The organism is Streptomyces albireticuli (genome assembly GCF_002192455.1).
Lineage (GTDB): Bacteria > Actinomycetota > Actinomycetes > Streptomycetales > Streptomycetaceae > Streptomyces > Streptomyces albireticuli_B.
The window spans coordinates 3,317,586-3,337,374 of record NZ_CP021744.1 but is presented as its reverse complement, the minus strand read 5'-3'; the positions used below and the strand labels follow the sequence as shown (position 1 = coordinate 3,337,374).

General features: G+C 71.6%; 17 protein-coding genes. 8 read left to right on the top strand and 9 right to left on the bottom strand.

Translation table 11 applies throughout. The annotated features are described in order from the left end of the window. Window positions 1-135 precede the first annotated feature (135 nt). Entirely contained in the window at window positions 136-828 is a 693-nt protein-coding gene (locus SMD11_RS14055) for a response regulator (protein WP_087926801.1), read from the bottom strand. Continuing rightward, window positions 825-1,970, bottom strand: coding sequence for a sensor histidine kinase (locus SMD11_RS14050; RefSeq protein WP_087930492.1), 1,146 nt, complete (start codon window positions 1,968-1,970; stop codon window positions 825-827). The genes SMD11_RS14055 and SMD11_RS14050 overlap by 4 nt, the downstream gene beginning before the upstream one ends. A gap of 395 nt (window positions 1,971-2,365) precedes the next feature. Here SMD11_RS14050 and SMD11_RS14045 point away from each other — a divergent pair, with 395 nt between their 5' ends. Both SMD11_RS14045 and SMD11_RS14040 read left to right on the top strand, forming a co-directional pair. Beyond that, a complete protein-coding gene (locus tag SMD11_RS14045) occupies window positions 2,366-2,965 on the top strand; it encodes a GlcG/HbpS family heme-binding protein (RefSeq protein WP_087926800.1) in 600 nt (199 codons plus the stop codon). Window positions 2,966-3,024: 59 nt separating this feature from the next. Continuing rightward, window positions 3,025-3,582, top strand: a complete 558-nt coding sequence (locus SMD11_RS14040; protein WP_087926799.1) for a GNAT family N-acetyltransferase — start codon at window positions 3,025-3,027, stop codon at window positions 3,580-3,582. Between the two features lie 46 nt (window positions 3,583-3,628). On the opposite strand, the gene SMD11_RS14035 is transcribed toward SMD11_RS14040, so the two are convergent. The 3 genes from SMD11_RS14035 to SMD11_RS14025 all read right to left on the bottom strand — a co-directional run bounded on the left by SMD11_RS14035 (window position 3,629) and on the right by SMD11_RS14025 (window position 6,086). Beyond that, the gene (locus tag SMD11_RS14035; RefSeq protein ID WP_087926798.1) at window positions 3,629-3,832 is read right to left on the bottom strand and encodes an antitoxin; all 204 of its coding nucleotides are present in this window, start codon (window positions 3,830-3,832) and stop codon (window positions 3,629-3,631) included. A 245-nt stretch (window positions 3,833-4,077) separates the two neighbouring features. Continuing rightward, window positions 4,078-4,281: a hypothetical protein gene (locus SMD11_RS14030; RefSeq protein ID WP_087926797.1), complete on the bottom strand. Its 204-nt coding sequence runs from the start codon at window positions 4,279-4,281 to the stop codon at window positions 4,078-4,080. Window positions 4,282-5,180: 899 nt separating this feature from the next. Next, window positions 5,181-6,086, bottom strand: a complete 906-nt coding sequence (locus SMD11_RS14025; protein ID WP_234366031.1) for a CAP domain-containing protein — start codon at window positions 6,084-6,086, stop codon at window positions 5,181-5,183. Between the two features lie 310 nt (window positions 6,087-6,396). On the opposite strand from SMD11_RS14025, the gene SMD11_RS14020 reads away from it, so the two are divergent. Beyond that, the gene (locus SMD11_RS14020) at window positions 6,397-7,356 is read left to right on the top strand and encodes a hypothetical protein (protein WP_159395299.1); all 960 of its coding nucleotides are present in this window, start codon (window positions 6,397-6,399) and stop codon (window positions 7,354-7,356) included. Here SMD11_RS14020 and SMD11_RS14015 read toward each other — a convergent pair. Continuing rightward, window positions 7,275-7,979 carry a TetR/AcrR family transcriptional regulator gene (locus SMD11_RS14015; protein ID WP_087926794.1) on the bottom strand — a complete coding sequence of 235 codons (705 nt, stop codon included), beginning with the start codon at window positions 7,977-7,979 and terminating at the stop codon, window positions 7,275-7,277. The genes SMD11_RS14020 and SMD11_RS14015 overlap by 82 nt on opposite strands. 109 nt (window positions 7,980-8,088) lie before the next feature. On the opposite strand from SMD11_RS14015, the gene SMD11_RS14010 reads away from it, so the two are divergent. Beyond that, window positions 8,089-9,249, top strand: coding sequence for a Gfo/Idh/MocA family protein (locus tag SMD11_RS14010; protein ID WP_087926793.1), 1,161 nt, complete (start codon window positions 8,089-8,091; stop codon window positions 9,247-9,249). Window positions 9,250-9,485: 236 nt separating this feature from the next. Beyond that, a complete protein-coding gene (locus SMD11_RS14005; protein WP_087926792.1) occupies window positions 9,486-13,538 on the top strand; it encodes a GDSL-type esterase/lipase family protein in 4,053 nt (1,350 codons plus the stop codon). Between the two features lie 112 nt (window positions 13,539-13,650). Here SMD11_RS14005 and SMD11_RS14000 read toward each other — a convergent pair whose 3' ends face one another. Next, window positions 13,651-14,226, bottom strand: coding sequence for a TerD family protein (locus SMD11_RS14000; protein ID WP_087926791.1), 576 nt, complete (start codon window positions 14,224-14,226; stop codon window positions 13,651-13,653). A gap of 182 nt (window positions 14,227-14,408) precedes the next feature. Between SMD11_RS14000 and arfB the strand changes: the two genes are divergently transcribed. Beyond that, the gene (arfB, locus tag SMD11_RS13995; protein WP_087926790.1) at window positions 14,409-14,837 is read left to right on the top strand and encodes an alternative ribosome rescue aminoacyl-tRNA hydrolase ArfB; all 429 of its coding nucleotides are present in this window, start codon (window positions 14,409-14,411) and stop codon (window positions 14,835-14,837) included. 88 nt (window positions 14,838-14,925) lie between these two features. Here arfB and SMD11_RS13990 read toward each other — a convergent pair whose 3' ends face one another. Beyond that, window positions 14,926-15,426, bottom strand: a complete 501-nt coding sequence (locus SMD11_RS13990) for a flavin reductase family protein (protein ID WP_087926789.1) — start codon at window positions 15,424-15,426, stop codon at window positions 14,926-14,928. Between the two features lie 562 nt (window positions 15,427-15,988). Here SMD11_RS13990 and cdgB point away from each other — a divergent pair. Both cdgB and SMD11_RS13980 read left to right on the top strand, forming a co-directional pair. Next, window positions 15,989-17,746: a diguanylate cyclase CdgB gene (gene cdgB, locus SMD11_RS13985; protein WP_087926788.1), complete on the top strand. Its 1,758-nt coding sequence runs from the start codon at window positions 15,989-15,991 to the stop codon at window positions 17,744-17,746. 198 nt (window positions 17,747-17,944) lie between these two features. Next, window positions 17,945-18,889 carry a carbohydrate-binding protein gene (locus tag SMD11_RS13980; RefSeq protein WP_087926787.1) on the top strand — a complete coding sequence of 315 codons (945 nt, stop codon included), beginning with the start codon at window positions 17,945-17,947 and terminating at the stop codon, window positions 18,887-18,889. Between the two features lie 3 nt (window positions 18,890-18,892). Here SMD11_RS13980 and SMD11_RS13975 read toward each other — a convergent pair whose 3' ends face one another. Further along, window positions 18,893-19,744 carry a class II fructose-bisphosphate aldolase gene (locus SMD11_RS13975; protein WP_087926786.1) on the bottom strand — a complete coding sequence of 284 codons (852 nt, stop codon included), beginning with the start codon at window positions 19,742-19,744 and terminating at the stop codon, window positions 18,893-18,895. Window positions 19,745-19,789 lie beyond the last annotated feature (45 nt).

Below are 19,789 nucleotides of genomic sequence, written 5' to 3'. Positions count from 1 at the left end.
AGGGGTTGCCGTGCCGGCGCGTCAAGAGCGTGGTGCCCGCGCCCCGATCGCGTCCTGCCCGGGCCCTGCTCGCGTCCTGTGCGCTCCCTGCCCGCGCCGTGTCCGCCTCTCCTGCCGGTCGGTCACCGCGTCCGCTCAGGGCAGCAGGCGCTGCTCCTTCGCCACGGCGACCGCGCCCGAGCGGGTGTCGACCCCCAACTTGTCGTAGATGCGCCCCAAATGAGTCTTCACGGTGGCCTCGCTGATGAACAACGCGCGGGCGATCTCACGGTTCCCGAGCCCCCGCGCGAGCTGCCCGAGGATGTCACGCTCGCGCTCCGTCAGGGAGGGCCGAACGGCCCCTCTCATCCGGGCCATCACCTTCCCGGCCACCGGCGGCGACAGCGCCGTCCGTCCTTCGGCAGCCGCCTGGATGGCCGAGAAGAGCTCCTCGGGCCGTTCCGCCTTCAGCAGATAGCCCGTTGCGCCCGCCTCGATCGCGCGCGTGATGTCGGCGTCCGTGTCGTACGTCGTCAGCACCAGGACGTACGGCCCCGCGGAACCACTCCGTCCGGCCGCGTCGGCGACGATCCGCCGGGTCGCCTCGATGCCGTCCATCCCGGCCCCGAGCTGGAGGTCCATCAGCACGACGGCGGGCCGCAGCCGGGCCGCCAGCGCCACGGCCTCCGCGCCGTCGCCGGCCTCGCCGACCACCTCGACACCGGGCGCGCTGGCCAGCAGCGCGCGCAGGCCGGCCCGTACGACGGCGTGGTCGTCGCAGAGCAGGACGCGCACCGGAGTGGAGGGTTCCGGGGGTGTGGGGGAACCCGGAAGGCCAGGCTGATTCATGACGTCTCCAAAGACGAGGCGAGCGGTACGGCCGCGGACAGGACCGTGCCCTCACCGGGGGCGGACTCCACCGTGAGCGTTCCGCCGAGCTGGCGCACCCGGGCCCGCATCGCGGGCAGCCCGTGCCCACGCTCCCCGGCGGCCCGCGCGGGCGCGGCGGGGTCGAACCCCCGCCCGTCGTCGGCGATGTCCAGGACCACCTGGTCACCCAGATAGCTGAGAGTGACCGCCGCCGTGGTCGCGCCGGCGTGCTCCCGTACGTTCGCCAGGGCGCCCTGCGCGATCCGCAGCAGCGCCGACCGCACCCGCTCCGGCAGCGGCACGGGCGCGCCGTCGACGTGGAACCGCACCTCGGGGGCGGCCCCGGCCCCTTCGCCGCGCTCCGTGGCGAGCTCCCGGAGCGCGTCCTCCAGGCCCAGCCCGCCGTCGAACTGCGGTGGCGCCAGGTCGTGCACGAACCGCCGCGCCTCGGCCAGCCCACGCGCCGCGACCTCCGCCGCCGTACGGACGTGGCGGCGCGCGGCCTCCGGGTCGGATTCCCAGGTCCGGTCCGCCGCCTGCAACAGCATCCGCTGGCTGGACAGCCCCTGCGCGAGCGTGTCGTGGATCTCCATCGACAGCCGCTGCCGCTCGGCGAGCGCGCCCTCGCGCCGCTCGGTGGCGGCCAGTTCGCGCCGGGTCCGCAGCAGGTCCTGGATCAGCGACCGCTGCCGCGCCGACTGCCGCTGGGTGCGGACGAGCACGGCGGTGGCGATCGCCGCGACGGCGGGCGGCGCGAGCACCAGGTTGGGGTCGAAGCCGTCGGCGAGCCGCAGCTGCGCCCCGACCACGAGGGTGGTGAGGAAGACGACCAGGGCCAGCGCGGCCCGGGTGGGCAGGGTGCGCAGGCCCGTGAAGAACAGCGGCACCGCGCACCAAGCGAAGCTCGGCGCGAGCACCACCAGCACCGCCCACACCGCGACGACCGCCCCCAGCCACAGCCGCTGCCGGGACCGGGTGAGGGGCCGCACGGCGCCCAGGACGTGCAGGAGAGCCAGCGTGACGCTGAGCGCGACGATCCAGGGGGTGCGGGGCTCGCCGGGGTGACGGATGAGGAAGCGGGCGAAGGAGGCACCGAGGAGGAGGAAGAACGCGGCGTGCATGACCGCGCCGAAGCGACGTCCGTCGGGGTCGGCGGCGACGTCTGGTTCGGGGTGGCGCACGGTGCTCCTCGCCGGAGGGATGGGGTCCAGACCGTTCTAACCCGCGCGGGCCTCGCCCGCATCATCCGATCGGTCGACCCCCGGGTCCGACGACGGGCCACGGGGGAGCAGCCGGGACGCCGATGCCCGGGGGGAGGGGCCGGGCCAAGGATGGAAGGGCGGGCCGGCGCCCCGGGACGACCCGGAGGAGCCCGGTCCGATCCGCCGGCCACCGCGACGGCCGCCTCGGCCACAGCGACGGCCGCCTCGGCCACAGCGACGGCCGCCTCGGCCACAGCTACGGCTGCCTCCGCATCCATGGTCACAGCCACATCCACAGCCACAGGGAGCCCGCCATGACGAACACGCCGACCGCGCACGACGTGACGACCGCCGCGACCGCGAAGAAGCGGAAGCTGTCCACCCGTGCCCGGCTGATCACCGGCGGCGCCGCCGTGGCCGTGGCCGCGGCCGGCACGTTCGGCGCGGTGGCCGTCGCCGCCCCGGCCGCCCCGGCCGCGGCCAAGGCCGGCGCCACCGCGCAGGGCAAGCACCTCACGCAGTCCACCCACCTGACGCTGGACGCGGCCACGAAGGCGGCGCAGGGCGCCCTGGCCGCGGCGAAGAAGGAGGGCCAGAAGGTCACCGTCGCCGTGGTCGACCGCAACGGCAACACCCTGGTGACCCTGCGCGGCGACGGCGCGGGCCCGCAGTCGTACGAGTCCGCCGTCCGGAAGGGCTACACGGCCGTCTCCTGGAACGCCCCCACCTCGGAGCTGGTCAAGCGCCTCCAGAGCGCCCCGAACCTCAAGGACATCCCGGGCACCCTCTTCCTCCCGGGTGGCGCGCCGGTGCAGGCGCAGGGCGGTCCCGTCGCGGGCATCGGCGTCGCGGGCGCGCCCAGCGGCGACCTGGACGAGAAGTTCGCCCAGGCGGGTGTCGCGGCGCTCGGTTAGTCTGCGCGGAACGTAACGGGGGCTGTGCCCCCGTCCGGGCGCGGGCGCGAAGGGGAACAGTGCGGATCTTGACCTTCGCCGAGGAGGACGTACCGGCGGAGCTGCGCACCCGCGCCGACGCCCTGCGGGAGCAGACATGGCCGGGCGCGGGGCCGCACGACCCCGCGCTGCGGCCCGTCACCATGCTCCTGGTCTCACCGGAGGGCGACGTGCCGGCCGCGCTCGACATCCTCACCAAGCGGATCGCCCACGGCGGGCGGCGGTACCGGGCGGCCGGGCTGAGCGCCGTCGTCACGGACGCGGCGCACCAAGGCAGGGGGTACGGCCGGCGGCTCGTGGCCGCCGCTCGTGAGGCGATCGGGGAGAGCGGCGCCGACCTGGGCCTCTTCACGTGCGACCGCCCACTGCGGGGCTTCTACGAGCGGGCCGGCTGGGACGTCCTGGAGGGCGCCGTCCTGGTCGGCGGCACCCCGCGCGATCCGTTCCCCAGCGACGGGCCCGGCTTCGACAAGGTCACGATGGCCGGCTTCTTCACGGAGCGGGCGAAGCGCGACGCGGGTGCCTTCCGGCACAGCCGCGTCGAGCTGTATCCGGGCGAGATCGACCGGCTCTGGTGAGACCCGGGCCTGAGCGCCGGTGGGCCTTGCGCTCGGGCCCGCCGGGCTAGGGCTGCGGAGGGCGCTGCTCGCCGCCGGGCCTCTCCTGCGTACCGAGCTGTTCGTTGATCTTCTGCTGGGCAGTGTCGACCTGGCTCTGGTACTTGTTCTGCGTCTTGGCGTCGAAGGCGTCACCGGCCTTCTCGACGCCTTGGCGGGCCTGGTCGGGGTGCCCCTTGATCAGACCCTTGAGCTTGTCGAGCATGGACATAACAGTCCTCCTCACGGAACGCTGACGCACCCAGCATCTCCGCATTCCGGCGGGACCGCACCTTCGGCGGACGGCGCGCGGGAGCCCTCGGACGGCGCGCGGGGGCCGGAGGGCGCGAGGGGTGGGTCAGCCGGTGCTCGTGTATCCGCAGTTCCAGCACTTGTACACACCGTTGCCCATCGACTGCATCATGTTCTGGCAGTTCGGGCAGGCCATCGCGAGCGGGGGTATCGCGAGCGGCCGTATCAGCCGCCCGCGCCCAGCCCTCTCGGGCAGTTCGGGCAGACCCCGCGGACGATCACCGGTGAAGTGGCGTCCCCGGGGCTCTCCGCCGCGACGACGACATGGAGCGGATGACTGCACTCCGGGCATCGCTCGTGCTCGTGGTCCCTGTCGCCGATCGCCGCGGCGAGGATCCGTTCGAGCGAGTCGCCGTTGCCGTCGTCCATGGTGCGTGTGTCCTGTCTCCACGGGTTCCCCTCCTTGGGTAACTGTGTACCCGCCCCGTGCATGCCCAACTCCGCTGCTGAGCCCGTGGTTACGCGCCCGTACGGGGTCCCGTGCCGGGCGCGCCAGGGCTTTCTTGTCACGCGTGGTGGACGCTGCGCCAGTGGCGTCGGAGGAGGACAGTGCAGTCGTTCGCTTGCCCGCCCGCGCGTGGGCCGACTTTGTCGCTGCCCTGGAGGCCGTCCTGACGCGGGGCTGCTTGCCGACGGCAGGTTTTCGCCATCGGAATGGGTCGGGTCGGCAGAGTCGAGGCTGTGGTGATGCTGCGTCACCTCGTTGAGTGATTTCCCTGCATGCGACCCGAGTTGGACTACGACGCCGATAGTGTTCGTGGTGGCGCCCCTTCGTGGGCGCCCCCCTTCGAGGAGGAGCCGACGACGGTTGTCGGGTTCGCGGAGGGCCCGGGCACCGGGTTCCTCCGGAGCGGTCACCGGCCTTGACCGCGCGCTGAAAGGGGGGCGCCCCTATGGTGGGTCGCCACCGGAAAAAGCCTCTGCGGGAACGGATCGCTGCGGTGATCCGAGAACTGTGGAGGTGGATGCGACGGCGCTGACCGGAGGCTAGGAAAGCTAGCCTCCGGCCCAAGCATCCTCCGAGGCCCTCGTTGCGGACGGTCGGGTCCGTGGCGGGGGCCGCCTTCGTGCGGGCTACCGGTAAAACTTGGCCGGGCCGGGAGCCCGTACACCCGGCCGACTGCGCGGCCAGGCGGACATGAGTTTAGCGCCGGTGTCGTGCGGACGCACTGCTTTGGTGACCGCAGTACGCCCGAACGGGTCGGGGCCCCGGGTGCCGCAGTGGGCGGGGAGGGGCGCTTGCCCGCTCCCCGGGTCTGGGCGTCGCGTCAGGAAGACGCGCCGAAGTTCTGCGTCCACCAGGGACCGTTGGCGCTGAAGTTGACGCCCACGCCGATCTCCTTGAACGAGCAGTTGAGGATGTTGTCGCGGTGGCCCTGGCTCTTCATCCAGCCGTCCATCGCCGTGCGGGCGTCCTTGGGGCTCTTGAAGATGTTCTCGCCGTACGTGCTCCAGCGGTATCCAGCCGCCGTGATGCGGTCGCCGGGGCCCTTGCCCTCGGGGCTGGTGTGGGCGTAGTAGTCGCGGGCGGCCATGTCGTCGGAGTGGCCCTGCGCGGCCGCCGTGAGCTTCGCGTTGACCGTTACGGCCGAGCAGCCGTGCTTGGCGCGCTCGGCGTTGACCATGTCCACCACCTGCTGGACGTGCGAGCCGTTCTTGCCGCCGCCACCGCCGGCGGGGGCGGCCGCAGCGGGGGCCTTACGGGCGGGCTTGGTGCCGGCGGGGGTGTCGGCCTTGGAGGCGGAGCCGGTCGTGGTGGTGTCGGAGGTCGTGTCGGACTTCGACTTCGCGTCGGTCCCCGCATCGCCCCCGGCCTTGCCGTCGGACTTTCCGTCCGTCTTCGCCGGCTTGTCGGACGCCTTCTCGCCGGGCTTCTTGTCCGCGGCCTTGCTCGCGCTCGGTGAGGCGCTGCTCGGCGCGGCCGACGCCGGGGCCGACCCGTCGGGCGTCGGCACGCCGGGCTGTCCCGGTGCCCGGTCCGCGGCCTGGACGGAGGTGGACCCGGCGGCCCGGTCGGACTCGCCACCGCCGCCGCCCAGGGACTGGGCCACGCCGTAGCCACCGCCCGCGATGGCTATGAGGGCGACCGCTCCGGTCACCACGGCCGCCCGGCGGGGCCGCTTGCTCCGGCGGCGCGAGCGGTCGGGCGTCGAGGTCGTGGGCTCATGGTTCACGAGGATCACTTCCGGTTCCGGTTCGAATCTGCCGAGCATTGGGCTGTCACTCAGGAGACGCGGGGGCCGGAAGCGGATAACAGAAATCCCGGAAAGATTTTCGGGTGGCGAACGGCAGGGTCCGGGAGTGTGGTCGGTCGGCGGCTACAACTTCGTACATAGGTACGGGTTTCGTGTACCGCAGGGCCTCGCTCGCTCGCGATACGGTGGCCTGGAGTCTGCTGCCTCGTTGCGAAACGAAGGCGGCCCCCGACGGTGTGCAACCACCGGTCGGGGGCCTTCACCGCGAGGGCCCAAGGAGTCCCCCGAGATGCTTCGGCATGTTATCGCCCCCGAGCGATTCTTCTCCCAAGTTCCCAACGACATCCTTCGCCACCCACGCCTGTCGGCGGCGGCCGTTCGTCTCCTCACCTGGCAGTTGTCGCTGCCGGGTGACGCCGACACCTCTTTGTCGGAGACGGCGGCCCAGGCAGGTATCAAGAACGCCTTCATCCGCGCCAAGCGGGAGCTGATCGCGGAGGGCTACGTACACGAGTGGCGCCGTCAGAGCGCGCGCGGCCGGTGGGCGACGACGCAGTTGGTGTCGAACGTGCCGCTGTCCGCCGAGGAAGCCCTGTGCTTACGGGACGGGGTCCGCCCGGCGGTCGACGTACCGGCCGTCGGTCAGCCGACACCTCCGTCCGTCGGTCATCACCCACACAACACTCAGGAGAACACGGAAAACCCTCCCTCCCAGCCCTCCCCGGAGCCGGCGGTGACGGCGACGGACGGCGTCCGGCACCCCCTGATCGAACGCGGCGGCCTGGTGATCGCGTCCGTGTCCCACCGCGACCGCAGGCTCCGGCTCACCGGACGTGACGTGCAGCAACTCGCCGCCCTCGCCGGGGAATGGCTCCTGCGCGGCGCCACGGTCAAGGACCTGCGCGAAGCCCTCACGGACGGGCTTCCCGACCGCGTGCACTCACCCGTGGCCCTGATCAGGAACCGCCTGATCCGCAAGATGCCGGACGTCGCGTCCTTCGCCGCTCAGGCGACCGCGCCGCCGCCCGCCCCGCAGCCGCTGCGGAACTGCGCGGGCGGCTGCGCGCGGGTGTTCCGGCCGGTGGCGGACGAGACCAGGTGCCGGGACTGCCGCCGGGAGGCGGCCGAGGCGCGGGAGGCCGCGGGGTCCCTGCGGCGAGCTTGGCTTCAGCTGCCGGAAGCCGGGCCGCCGGTCCTGTCGGCCTCCGGTGCCCTCCCCGGCAGCGGTCCCGGCAGCGGCCCCGCCTGACGCGACCGCAGCCCGTCCAGCACCACCCGAAGGTTCCGCTCCCACTGCCGGTCGCCCGCCCGGATGTCCAGCGTACGGGCGCTCGTCGACGCCGCCGCGAGGAGGAACGGGACGTCCTGCCACGGCACGTCCGCCCGCATGGCCCCGGCCTCCTGGGCGCGTTCGACCAGGCGCCGGACGAGCTCCCGGAGCTCCGCCAGGCGCGGGGCGAGGGCGTCGCCGCACGCTCCGCCCAGGGCCTCGCCGATGCCGCAGCTCTCCGTGCGCAGGCCCACGTACGCGGTGGCGAACGTGGCCAGGCCGCTCCAGGGGTCCGGGTCCTCCAGGGCCCGGTCGCCCACGGTCAGGATGTCGTCGAGCACCTCGTCGAGCACCGTGCGGAGCAGCGCCTCCAGGGACGGGACCCGCCGGTAGAACGTGCCGACGCCGACGCCCGCGCGGCGGGCGATCTCGTGTGCGGAGACGCTCACGCCGACCTCCGCGACGGCCACCCGGGCCGCCGAGACGAGCCGTTCGGCGTTGCGGCGGGCGTCGGCGCGAGGGACGCGCCCGGAGGCGTCTACGAGCAAGTGGTCGGGCAGGCGATCGAGCAAGTGGTCGGCGGCGTCGCCGGGTGGGGTCATGGAACGACCCTACCCAACATCTGGACCGATCTTGTCCGCTTAGCTAGGGTGAGCCGGTACCCAAACGGACAAGACCTGTCCGCTTGTTGGGGGAGGGGGATGAGGGGCAATGGAAGCCAAGAAGATACGCGTGGGCATCATCGGTGCCGACGCGGAGCGGGGCTGGGCGCTACGAGCGCACCTGCCGGCCCTGCGGGCGTTACCGGACTTCGAGATCAGCGCGGTCGCCGCCAGGAGCCCGGAGAGCGCCCGCGCGGCGGCGCACCGGTTCGGCGCCGCGCACGCGTTCGATGACGCGCGACAGCTCGCCGAACACCCCGACGTGGATCTCGTCGCCGTCACCGTCGAGGTGCCCGCCCACGCCGAACCGGTCCGGGCCGCGCTCGCCGCCGGCAAGCACGTCCACTGCGAGTGGCCCCTGGGCCGTACGACCGAGGAGGCCGTCGCGCTCGCGGAGTCCGCGCGCGAGGCGGGCGTCCATCACACGATCGGGCTCCAGGCGCGGTACGCCCCCGCGATCGGCCGTGCGCGCGAGCTGATCGCCGACGGTTACGTGGGGCGGGTGACTTCGGCGACCGTCTACTCGGCGCTCGGCACCGGCGCGGCGGGACAGGTCCCGGCCTGGGCGGCGTACACCCTCGACCGGCGCAACGGCGCCGGACTCCTGGAGGTCGCGGGCGGGCACACCCTCGACGCGCTCCAGTACGTACTCGGCGACTTCACCGAGCTGTCCGCCGGCCTGTCGGTGCGGACACCGGTCCGTACCGTCGCCGGGACCGGCGCCACGGTGGAGGTGACCAGCCCCGACCACCTGCTCCTGAACGGGACGCTCGCCGACGGCGTGGTCGTGTCGGCCCACATCCACGGCGCGAAGGTCTCCGAGGCCCGCACCCGGTTGGAGATCTCCGGTACGCGGGGTGACCTGGCCCTCGTCTCCGTCGGGCCGAACAGCGCGGCGGGCGTCCGGACAGGTGAACTGCGGCTGCTCGGCAGCCAAGTGGTGGACAGCGCGCAGCGGGAGATGCCCGTTCCGCGGCGGCACCGGTGGGCGGCGGGGATGCCGCTCGGGGCCGAGGGGTTCAACGTGGCGCAGATGTACGGGCGTATCGCCTCGGACCTGCGTACGGGCGCGCGGACGACGCCCGGGTTCGAGGAGGGCGTGCGCGTGCACCGGCTGCTCGACGAGATCAGGCGGTCCGCGGGGGCGGGTCTCCGGCAGCAGGTGGGGGAGGCGCCGGAGAGCGGGACCGAGGGGTCCGAAGCGCCCTAGGTGAGGAAGGGGCCGAGGTGCCCTGGACGGGAGGCGATCCGCTTCCTCGGCAGGTCACTCCGGGCGGCGTGCGCAAGCTGCTACTTTATCCACACTTTAAGTATTTTTTAATATCGCGCGCGCGACCAGACCCAAGAGGAGTCGGGCACTTGTCCATACCGATATCAGCGGCGGTCTCCCGCCGCGGACAGTGGCACAGACCGCCACGTAGAGGACAACCGCAGTGGGCGGGGGTGATGGCGCAGGCACTCTGTCTGGTGCTGCTCGCCTCCGCCGCCGTGCTGCTGACGCCCGCTCAGGCCCATGCCGTCGCCGACGTCACGACGAGAGCCCTCACGTTCAACGCACAGGGCGGCACGCGATGGGATCACATCCAGTCCGCCCTCACCAAGGAGTCCGACGTCCTGGCGCTCCAGGAGGTCAACACCCCGCCCAGGGGCTATGAGGCGCACGAGCTTCTGAACAATCGCGGCGACGCCGCGAAGACCGCGACCGGCCTTCCCAGCCTGAAATACGCGCTTTCCATCGGGGGCTGGGGCGATGCGGGCCGGGGTGAGCCAGGGGAGCCCAGGAGGAAGGGGACCCTGGTGTACCTGAACATCCTGGACAAGGAGTACTGGGGCAGCGGGGGCGCCGACGACGACGAAGTCGATCCGGACGCGCAGCGGAATTCGGCGAAGTCCATGGCGGTCTGGCTGAGAAATCCGCTGGCCGGGCCCGACGACATCAAGGTCATCACCGCGGTCGACGGCGGCCCGAACCCCAATAAGTGGATCCGGTCGCGCCCCGCGCTCGGTGTGCGGGTCGGCGGCACGTGGTACTTCGACATCCACGCGGCGTCGATCCGCTCCGGCGACACCCCCAATCCGCATTCCGTCGCCCTGATCAACACCATCAACCAGCAGATGGCCGGTCAGCCGTGGCGGGCGCTGGGAGACTTCAACAGCAACGCCTGGACATTCCGGCAGGGCTGGCCCGCCACCTACTACGCCAGCGGGAACGGTCAGCCGGACGGTTACCCCGTCGCCACGCAGCTGTCCGGCTTCCCGCTGGACTTCATGGTCTCCAGCGAACCGCTGACGAACCTCGCGGTCTCGGTGAACAGCAAGAACGGCGGCTCCGACCACTGGCCGGTGAGATTCGCCCCCGTGGCCGTTCCCGTGTGCGACCTGAACTGGAGCGCCCCTACCGTCTACCAGCAGTTCGCACGCGCCTCCCGTTCCCTCGCCGCGGCACCCCCCGGCACGTGCGGTAATCCGGGGGCCGTCGTCTCGATGGGCGACAGCTACATCTCCGGCGAGGCCGGGCGCTGGGCGGGCAACGCCAACAGCTATGCCGACGGTTCGGCCTGGGGCACGGACCGCGCGGCCTTCGACTGCAACGCGGACGAGAGCAAGTGCGGCCACGACCCGGAGCGGGTCTACGCCGGCACCTCCTATGTCTGCGACCGCTCGGACTCCGCGGAGATCCACGGCGCCGAGCTGGCGAGGTTCCCCGGGGCCAAACGGTTCAACATCGCCTGTTCGGGGGCGACCACCGCCCATGTCACCTCGGAGCCGTTCAAGGGCCAGCGGCCCCAGGTCGAGGCCCTGCGGGAGATCGCCGGCAACCACGAGGTCGGCCTGATCGTCCTGTCCATCGGCGGCAACGACCTGAAGTTCGCCGAGATCCTCCAGGAGTGCGCCAAGGCCTACCTGTACCCGTCCGTGAACAACCACGGATGCCGTGCCGCGAAGGAGCAGGGTTTCGCCGAGGGCCTGGGGACGACGAAGGCCAATGTGATCAAGTCCCTCGACGCGATCCGCACGACCATGCGCGCCGCCGGACAGGGTGACGACAGCTACCGGATCGTGCTCCAGTCCTACCCGAACCCGCTGCCCGCGAGCGGTGACTACCGCTACCCGGAGAAGTCGGCCAAGCCCTTCGGGCGCTACGCCGACGGCGGCTGCCCGTTCCTCGACCAGGACTCCGACTGGGCCCGCGATTCGGTGATCCCCCGGATCAGCACCATGCTGAGCGAGGCGGCCGGCCAGGCGAAGGTCTCCTTCCTGGACCTGCAAAAGGCCTTCGCGGGGCACGAACTGTGCGGGAAGGCCGCCCAGCAGGCGGACTCCTCCCACACCCTGGCCCGGCCGCTCGCCGCGGAGCGCGCCGAGTGGGTGCGCTGGGTGCCCTATCTGTTCGAAGGGACCAAGGACGTCGGCTGGCCGGCGCAGGGCCACCAGCAGGAGGGCATCCACCCGAACTACTACGGGCAGCGGGCGCTCTCGGCCTGCCTGTCCAAGGCGGTGGCCGAACTCGACGACACCACTCCGGTGACCTCCGTGTGCGCCGGCAGACCCGGCGGTTCCCCCGACGCCCTCGACGACGCCAGCCAGGTCTTCGCCAAGGGCAACCGCCGGGGACCGGTCGGGGGACTGCCGGACTGGAGCGGGGCCGGCTACCGGGGCGGCGAACGGCTGCCGGGCAGCTCGGCCCGCACCCAGGATCCGCGCTGCCGGATCAGCCCGTCGGACCTGAAGAGCAAGTACGGGGTGTCGCCCGATGACGGCGCCGACGACACGGCGGGCCTACAGAAGGCCATCGACCACATCCGCACCGACTGCACCCCGGGCGCGAACCGCGGCAGGCTGTCCGTCATCGAGCTTCCCGCGGGGGAGCTCAACGTCAGCAAGCAGCTGTCCGTCGACGCCTCGTACCTGGTGATACGAGGCCAGGGAGCCGCCAGCCGACTGGTGTTCAGCCCGGATTCGGCCACGGCGTACGACACCCTGGACGAGAAGGGTGCCCGGTGGGACCAGAGCTCGATGACCTACAAATGCCCCGGCAAGGTGGGGGAGATCATCGGAACGGGCGGGTGGATCTGGCCCGGACGCGGACTGTTCCGCGTCCAGACGCGGGAGGTGTCGGCCAAGCACCTCAGGATGTGCGGTGACATCTCGAAGGTGCCGGAGAACCGCCGGGACATCTTCGAGGGGTCGGTCAATCAGCACTGGGAGTCCGGTGTGGAGCTGAGCGGCTCCTCGGCGGACGCGAACTACTCCGCGCGCCAGGGCGACAAGGTGATCCGCCTGAAGGCGGGGACGAACATGTCGGTGTTCAAGCCCGGCGGCTTCCTGTGGGTCGGCGCCGCGAACAGCCTGAAGTTCTACCAGAGCCAGCAGATCGACACGGCCGCCAACGCCGGCCGGCTGGAGAACCTGCATATGCGTCAGCAGGTCTTCAACATCTCCTCCGTCGATGCCGCCGGAGGCACCGTCACCATCGACAAGCCGCTGGAATTCGACCTGCCGGTCAATTCCACCTCCGATGGTTCCCCGCCGCTGGAGGACGGCACCAAGGGGCCCTACCCGAGCAAGGTGACGCCGCTCAAGATGATCACCGATGTCGGGTTCGAGGACTTCTCCTTCACCCAGAAGCTCGACGGGATGCCCAAGCTCGGTGGTGGCAGATACCAGGCCGACCCGCAGTGCGAGGCATCGAAGCCGAACTGCCCGGTCCACAACTACGGGAACATCGCCCCCGAGTACGCGATGCACGGCATCGTCTTCAAATGGGCGGCGAACTCATGGGTGCGCGGGGTCCGTGGCGACATGGTCGGCTCCCATCCGGTGGTGACCGAGGTGGCCAAGAACCTCCAGATCGAGAACAACCGCTTCGACGGTGCCTGGAACAAGGGCAAGGGCGGAAACGGCTATATGCGCGGTTCCCGTGTCTGGGACTCGCTCTACGCCTCGAACACGACCCGGAACCTCCGGCACTTCACCTTCCAGTGGTCGTCCTCCGGAAACGTGGCCATCGGGAACGACTTCGATTCCGACCTCAACCTGCACGGCGGCTGGGAGCGCAGGAACCTCTTCGAGAACAACAAGGTGAACGTCCCCTACGAACACGCCTCCTCCCGCTGCTCCGTCAACTGCGGTGGCGAAGGCGGTGGCGGTGACGCCGGAACGTGGTGGCCGATCTACTGGAGTGCGGGGAACAAGGCGGTCAAATGGTCCGGAAGCTCCGGCCCGCAGAACACCTTCTTCCACAACGTCCTCACCAAGCAGACAAAACAGGGCGGAGCGTACGAACTTTATCGGCCGTACTCGATGTCCGACGGTGTCTTCCAGTTCGGCTCGTCGTCCTCCGACCCCAGCACCTTCCAGCACCTGGCGGAAGGGGGCACGCCCCTCTCCGACTGGGCGGGTAACGAGACGAAGACCTACACGGGCGGCCAGGGCGTCAACCATGGCTTGAATGTCCCCGCCACCTCGCTCTTCCTGAAGCACTACCCGAGGCAGTAGGGAGCCGGCGCGGGCGTCCTCGCCCGCGGACGTCCCGCCCGGAAACGCCGAGGGGTGCCCCCGCAGCAGCGGGGACACCCCTCCTTCACTTTCGCGGCGCGGGCCCCGTACGTCAGACGTTGACGCCGAAGTCCTGCGCGATGCCGACCAGGCCCGAGGCGTAGCCCTGGCCCACGGCGCGGAACTTCCAGTCCGCGCCGTTGCGGTACAGCTCGCCGAAGACCATGGCGGTCTCGGTGGCGGCGTCCTCGCTGAGGTCGTAGCGGGCGATCTCGGCGCCGCCGGCCTGGTTGAGGATGCGGATGTAGGCGTTGCGGACCTGGCCGAAGTTCTGGCTGCGGGTCACGGCGTCGTAGATCGAGACCGGGAAGACGATCTTCTCGACGTCGGCCGGGAGGGCCGCCAGGTTGACGTTGATCTGCTCGTCGTCGCCCTCGCCGGCGCCCGTGACGTTGTCACCGGTGTGGACGATGGACTGGTCCGGCGTCGACTTGTTGTTGAAGAAGACGAAGTGGGCGTCGGAGTAGACCTTGCCCGTGGGGTTCACGGCGATCGCGCTCGCGTCGAGGTCGAAGTCCGTGCCCGTGGTGGTGCGGACGTCCCAGCCGAGGCCGACCGTGACGGCCGTCAGGCCCGGGGCCTCCTTGGTGAGGGAGACGTTGCCGCCCTTGGACAGGCTTACAGCCATGGGGATGGTCCCTTTCTGAGTGCGTCGCGGCCATGAGGCCACCGTCACCCTGACTAACGTCACAAGGGGGACCCAGGGTTCCACGCTGCTTTACTTTCTTTGCCAATTCCTGATGTGCGGTGGCCGCACACGAGGCGCAAAACGAGGTGACGCACCGCGTCCCGGCGCGGGATCATGGGGCCATGTCCGGTCCCTACGTCATCCGCGGTTCGGTCTCCCTGCCGGAGGCCGAGCTCCAGTGGCGTTTCTCGCGCTCCTCCGGCCCCGGCGGCCAGCACGTCAACACCAGCGACAGCCAGGTCGAGCTCCGCTTCGACCTCGCGGCCACGGGCGCGCTGCCCGAGGTGTGGAAGGAGCGGGCGCTGGAGCGGCTCGCGAGCCGGCTCGTCGGCGGGGTCGTGACCGTACGGGCGTCGGAGCACCGGTCCCAGTGGCGCAATCGCGAGACCGCGGCCGTCCGGCTGGCCGCGCTGCTCGCCGAGGCCACGGCGCCGCCGCCGCGCCCCCGCCGGCCGACGAAGATCCCCCGGGGGATCAACGAGCGGCGGCTGAGGGAGAAGAAGCAGCGGGCCGACACGAAGCGGGGCAGGTCGGGGCGGGACTGGGGGTAAGGCGCGCGTGGGCGGGCTCCCCTTGCCTCGCCCTTTCACCTCACCCTTTTCCTGAATTCTCCCCATATGCCGGACAGTCCGGGAACCGTCAGCCCAGCCGCCGGTACTTCCCCCGGAAGTACGTCAGCGGCCCGCCCTCCGTGCTCGGCGCCGTCGCCGTCAGGACCCGGCCGATCACCAGCGTGTGGTCCCCGGCGAGCACCCGCTGCTCCGTGCGGCACTCCAGCACCGCCAGCGCGCCCCGCACCAGCGGCGCGCCGACCGCCTCGCCCCGCTCGTACGGGATGTCCTCGAACAGCAGCCGGTCGCTGATGCGGCCCTTCATGGCGAAACGTCCGGCGATGTGCCGCTGGCTCTCGGAGAGCACCGAGACCGCCCACAGGGGCTGCCGCTCCAGGAGGTCGTCCATCCGGGAGTCGTTGCGAACGCTCACCATCACGAGCGGCGGCTCCAGGGACACGGACAGGAACGCGGTCGCCGTCATGCCGACGTCCTCACCGCGCGGGCCGTGCTCCGGGTCGTGGGCGGTCACCAGCACCACACCCGCTGCGAGGCGGCCCAGGGCGGCACGGAAGTCGTCGGCGCTCACCCCTCAGCATGGGGTATGGCGGTCTCGTGGGGCGAAGTCGTCTGCAACACGCTGTGCACGCTAGCCGTCCGGCCAGCCCCGACGCATCGGGCTTCAGGACCAGGCCGGTCCTAGGTCAAAGGGTGCCTAAAGGGTGCCGGAAGGGTGCCCGAAGAGTGACCGAAGCATGTCGTACGGCGTCCGAATCCGATCCCCCCTCGCCCCCGGGCCGCGCCCCGGATGCGACCGCGCGCCCCCCGAAGCCTCCGGAATTCCACCGGAACCGCGGCCGGCGGGCATCCGGCGGGGCCTCGGACGGCGTCTGTACGGATGTGCCACGGACGATTGCCACGGATCGTTGCCACGGATGGGTGTTCCGCTTACGGATTTGCGTTCACGAAGCATAAGAGCGCGCTCGAACGCCAGTGGTAGTACTTCATCACGCACTGTGACATGAGTCACAGAGGGCGGTAATTGTTGACCCTGTGTACCGAGTGGTCAGCTCGCTGTGATTCAGTGGCCGTGGTAAACGGACGACAAGAAGCTTTTGGAGTTGCTGTCGAGGTCTCGGGGGAGAGCGAAGATGGAGACCGAGTCGGAGCCGTATGTCCGCCTGGCCACCTTGCGGGGCCTGCATCAAGTGGTCGCCGATCTGAACACGGCGCGCAGCCTCGCGGACACCTTGCAGACCGTCGCGGACGGCATCATCACCGGGCTCGGCTACGAGCTCTCGGCCGTCAACCTCGTCCGCCCGGACGGTGATCTGGTCGTGGCCGCCGTCGCCGGGAGCGCGGGCGCGGAGGCCCTGATGGCGGGCCGGGTCGGCTCGCGGGTGTCGTGGGAGCGGCGCCTGGCCATGGCCGACCAGTGGGGCTCGCTGCGCTTCATCCCGTACACCGAGGGCTGGGTCCTCGACAACGACGACGTGCCCCAGTGGCACACCGCCGGGCCCGCGCCTCGGTTCCCCGACGAGTGGCACCCCATGGACCGCCTCTTCGCCCCGATGTACACGGCGGGCGCGGCCGGCGGCGAGCTCCTGGGCGTCATCTCGGTCGACCAGCCGCGCAACGGACGCCGTCCCGGCGCCTGGGGCCGGGAGGCGCTCCAGATGTACGCCTTCCAGGCCGCGATTGCGATCAGTAACGCTCGTCTTCGCGCAAACATGCAGCGGGCACTGGTCCGGCTGGAGCGGGAGCAGCAGGCGCTCCGCGCCAGTGAGGAAAGCTTCCGCCAGGCCTTCGAGTACGCGCCGAGCGGCATGGCCATCGCCGAGATGGGCGGCGACCAGCACGGACGGCTGCACCGCACCAACGACGCGCTGTGCCGGCTCCTCGGCCGCCCCGCGTCCCAGATGCGCCGCTACTCCTTCTCCGACCTCGTCCATCCGGAGGACGTCGGCACCCTGCTGCGCACCTCGGCCGAGGGCGGCCGGGCCGAGCTGCGGCTCGCCCGCCGGGACGGCACGTACGTCTGGGTGTCCCTGCGCAACTCGGTGGTCGCCGACGCCGCCGACGGTCCGCGCTACCTCCTCACCCACGTCGAGGACATCGAGGAGCGCAAGCGGCACGAGCTCCAGCTCGCGCACCGGGCCAGCCACGACTCGCTCACCGGCCTGCCCAACAGCGCGGAGCTGCGGGCCCGCCTCAGCAGCCGGCTGTGCGGCACGCCGCCCGGCGGCGAGCCCCCGGTGGCGGCGGTCGCGCCGTACGGCGGCCTCGACGCCTTCGCCGAGGTCGAGGGCGGGGCGTTCGGGCAGTACGGGCAGCACGGCTTCGGCTCCGAGCCGGGGCCCGACTACCCGCCGGAGTACGCGAACGACTGCGCCCCGGACTGCGCGACCGGCGAGTTCGGCGCGGAGCACAGCGGGACGGCCTGCGGCGTCGGCACGTATCCCGGCCACGTCCACGCCGTCGCGCCGGACGAGGACGGCGAGGACGACGGGACGAAGGGGCTGGCGGTCCTCTTCTGCGACCTGGACGGCTTCAAGTCCATCAACGACCGTTTCGGGCACCACACGGGGGACGCGGTCCTCATCGAGGTCGCCCGGCGGCTCAGCAACGGCGTGCGCGACGGCGACACGGTTGCCCGGCTCGGCGGTGACGAGTTCGTGGTCCTGGCGGACGGCCTGGGCCAGGCCGACGCGGAGGACCTCGCGGTGCGGCTGCGCAACGCGATCGTCCCGCCGATAAGGGTCGACGGGCGCGCCGTGCGGGTCGGCGCGAGTTTCGGGATCGGCTGGGCGGGCTGCGGAATGTCCGCGGACGAGGTGCTGCGCTCCGCCGACCAGCGGATGTACGTCGAAAAGCGGTCACGGGCCAAGGCGGGGCGGCGGGCGGGCTGAGGTCCGTACCAGGGCGTGGTATCGCCGTATCGGGGTAGGCTGCGCCGATGCGGCACCGCCGCCTACCGTGAATCGATCGTGAATTTTTGGCCATCCGGACCGTTTGAGCCTCCCGGGCCGCCCCGGCTCGGCAGCGGCGGTCCCTGACGCGTACGCACGTGGGCGCCGATGGTCATACCAGGTTGGGAGTGACAGGGGATGACGGCCGGTAATAACGGCGCGGGAACGCCGGAGAACGACGACCCGTTCGCGCACCTGTACCGCTCGGAAGGCGGCGACGGGAACAACGCCGACAGCGGCCCGGAAGAGCGCCGTCCCGGCGTCCCCCGCACCTCGTACCACCAGGTCCGCCCGGTCGGCTCCCGCCAGTACGGCCCGCAGCCGCCGCGCCAGCAGACCCCGTCGCCGCACTACGCGGCCCCGGAGACGCTCCCGGGCGGCGCCCCCCGCCAGCCGATGCCCCCGGCCGCCCCGGGCGGCCACGGCGGCGGCACGCGCCCGAACCGGCGCGGGCTGCTGATCGCCGCGATCGCCGTCGTGGCGGTGGTCGCGGGCGGGATCGGCGTCGCGATGATGACCAACAGCGGCGACGACAAGGGCAGCACCCAGGCGGGGGCGACGGGCGGCGGGGACGACAAGCCGGGCGAGGACGACGGCAAGAAGGACGACAAGCCGAAGGAGCCGGAGAAGAAGCAGAAGCCGAGCAATCCCTCGGCGGTCGGTCTCCAGAAGCGTGACGCGGCCAGCCTGCGGCTGCTCGGTGGTGCCACCACCGCCACGGAGGTGGCGGGCGCCAAGTCCGAGGGCGGCGCCTACATCAAGGGTCTGGAAGCGCCCGGTGCGGGCGTCGAGTGGGAGGTCGCGGTCAAGAGCACCGGGGCGTACCGCCTGAACGTCACCTACGGCGTCCCCGGCAAGGACGGGGAACTCTCGGTCGCCGTCAACGACACCGTCAACAAGCTGCCGATACGTCTGGGTAACCACGGCGGGTCGAAGCCGGGCGAGTGGTCCACCAACTGGATGGGCAGCTGGACCCAGGTGGACCTCAAGGAAGGCAAGAACACCATCAAGGTCTTCTGCCAGTCGGGCAACAAGTGCGAGGTGCACCTCGACCAGGTGTCGCTGACCCCCGGCGGAGCCTGACGGTCACCCGCCCACCACCCGCAGGAACCCCTCCACCGCCCCCGTCATCCCCTCCCGCGCGGGCGCCAGGTACCTGCGCGGGTCCGTCGTCGACGGGTGGGCCTCCAGGAAGGCGCGGACCGCGCCGGTGAAGGCCGTGTTCAGGGCCGTGCCGACGTTGATCTTGGTCATGCCCGCCGCCACCGCGCGGCGGAGTTCCGTGTCCGGGACGCCCGACGAGCCGTGCAGGACCAGGGGGACCGGGACGGCCTCGTGGAGGGCTGTGATCAGGGTGTGGTCGAGGGTGGCCGTGCGGGTGGTCATGGCGTGGGTGCTGCCGACCGCGACGGCCAGGGCGTCGACGCCCGTGTCGGCCACGTAGGCCGCCGCCTCCGCCGGGTCCGTGCGGACGCCCGGGGCGTGGGCGTCCAGCGGGGGCTCGCCCGCCTTGCCGCCGACGCGGCCCAGCTCCGCCTCCACCCAGATGCCGCGTGCGTGGCCCCAACGGACCGCTTCGGCCGTGGCCTTGACGTTCTCCCCGTAGCCGCGCTTCGACGCGTCGAACATGACCGAGCCGAAGCCGTGCGCGTGCGCCGCCCGCAGCAGGTCCGCCGACTCGACGTGGTCGAGGTGGAGCGCCAGCCGGGCCCGGCACGCGGCCGCCACCGCCGCCGTCGCCGCCGCGAGGGGGCCCACGTCGCCGCCGTGGAACTTCACGGCGTTCTCCGAGATCTGAAGGATCGCCGGCGCGCCCGCGCGCTCGGCGCCCGCCGCGATCGCCTCCGCGTGCTCCAGGGTGATGACGTTGAAGGCGACGACCGCGCGCCCGGCCTCGCGGGCGGCGGTGACGAGTTCGGCGGTGCGTACCAGGGGCATGAGCGGACCTTCCGGTTCAGGGACGGTTCGGGCTTCACGGCTGCT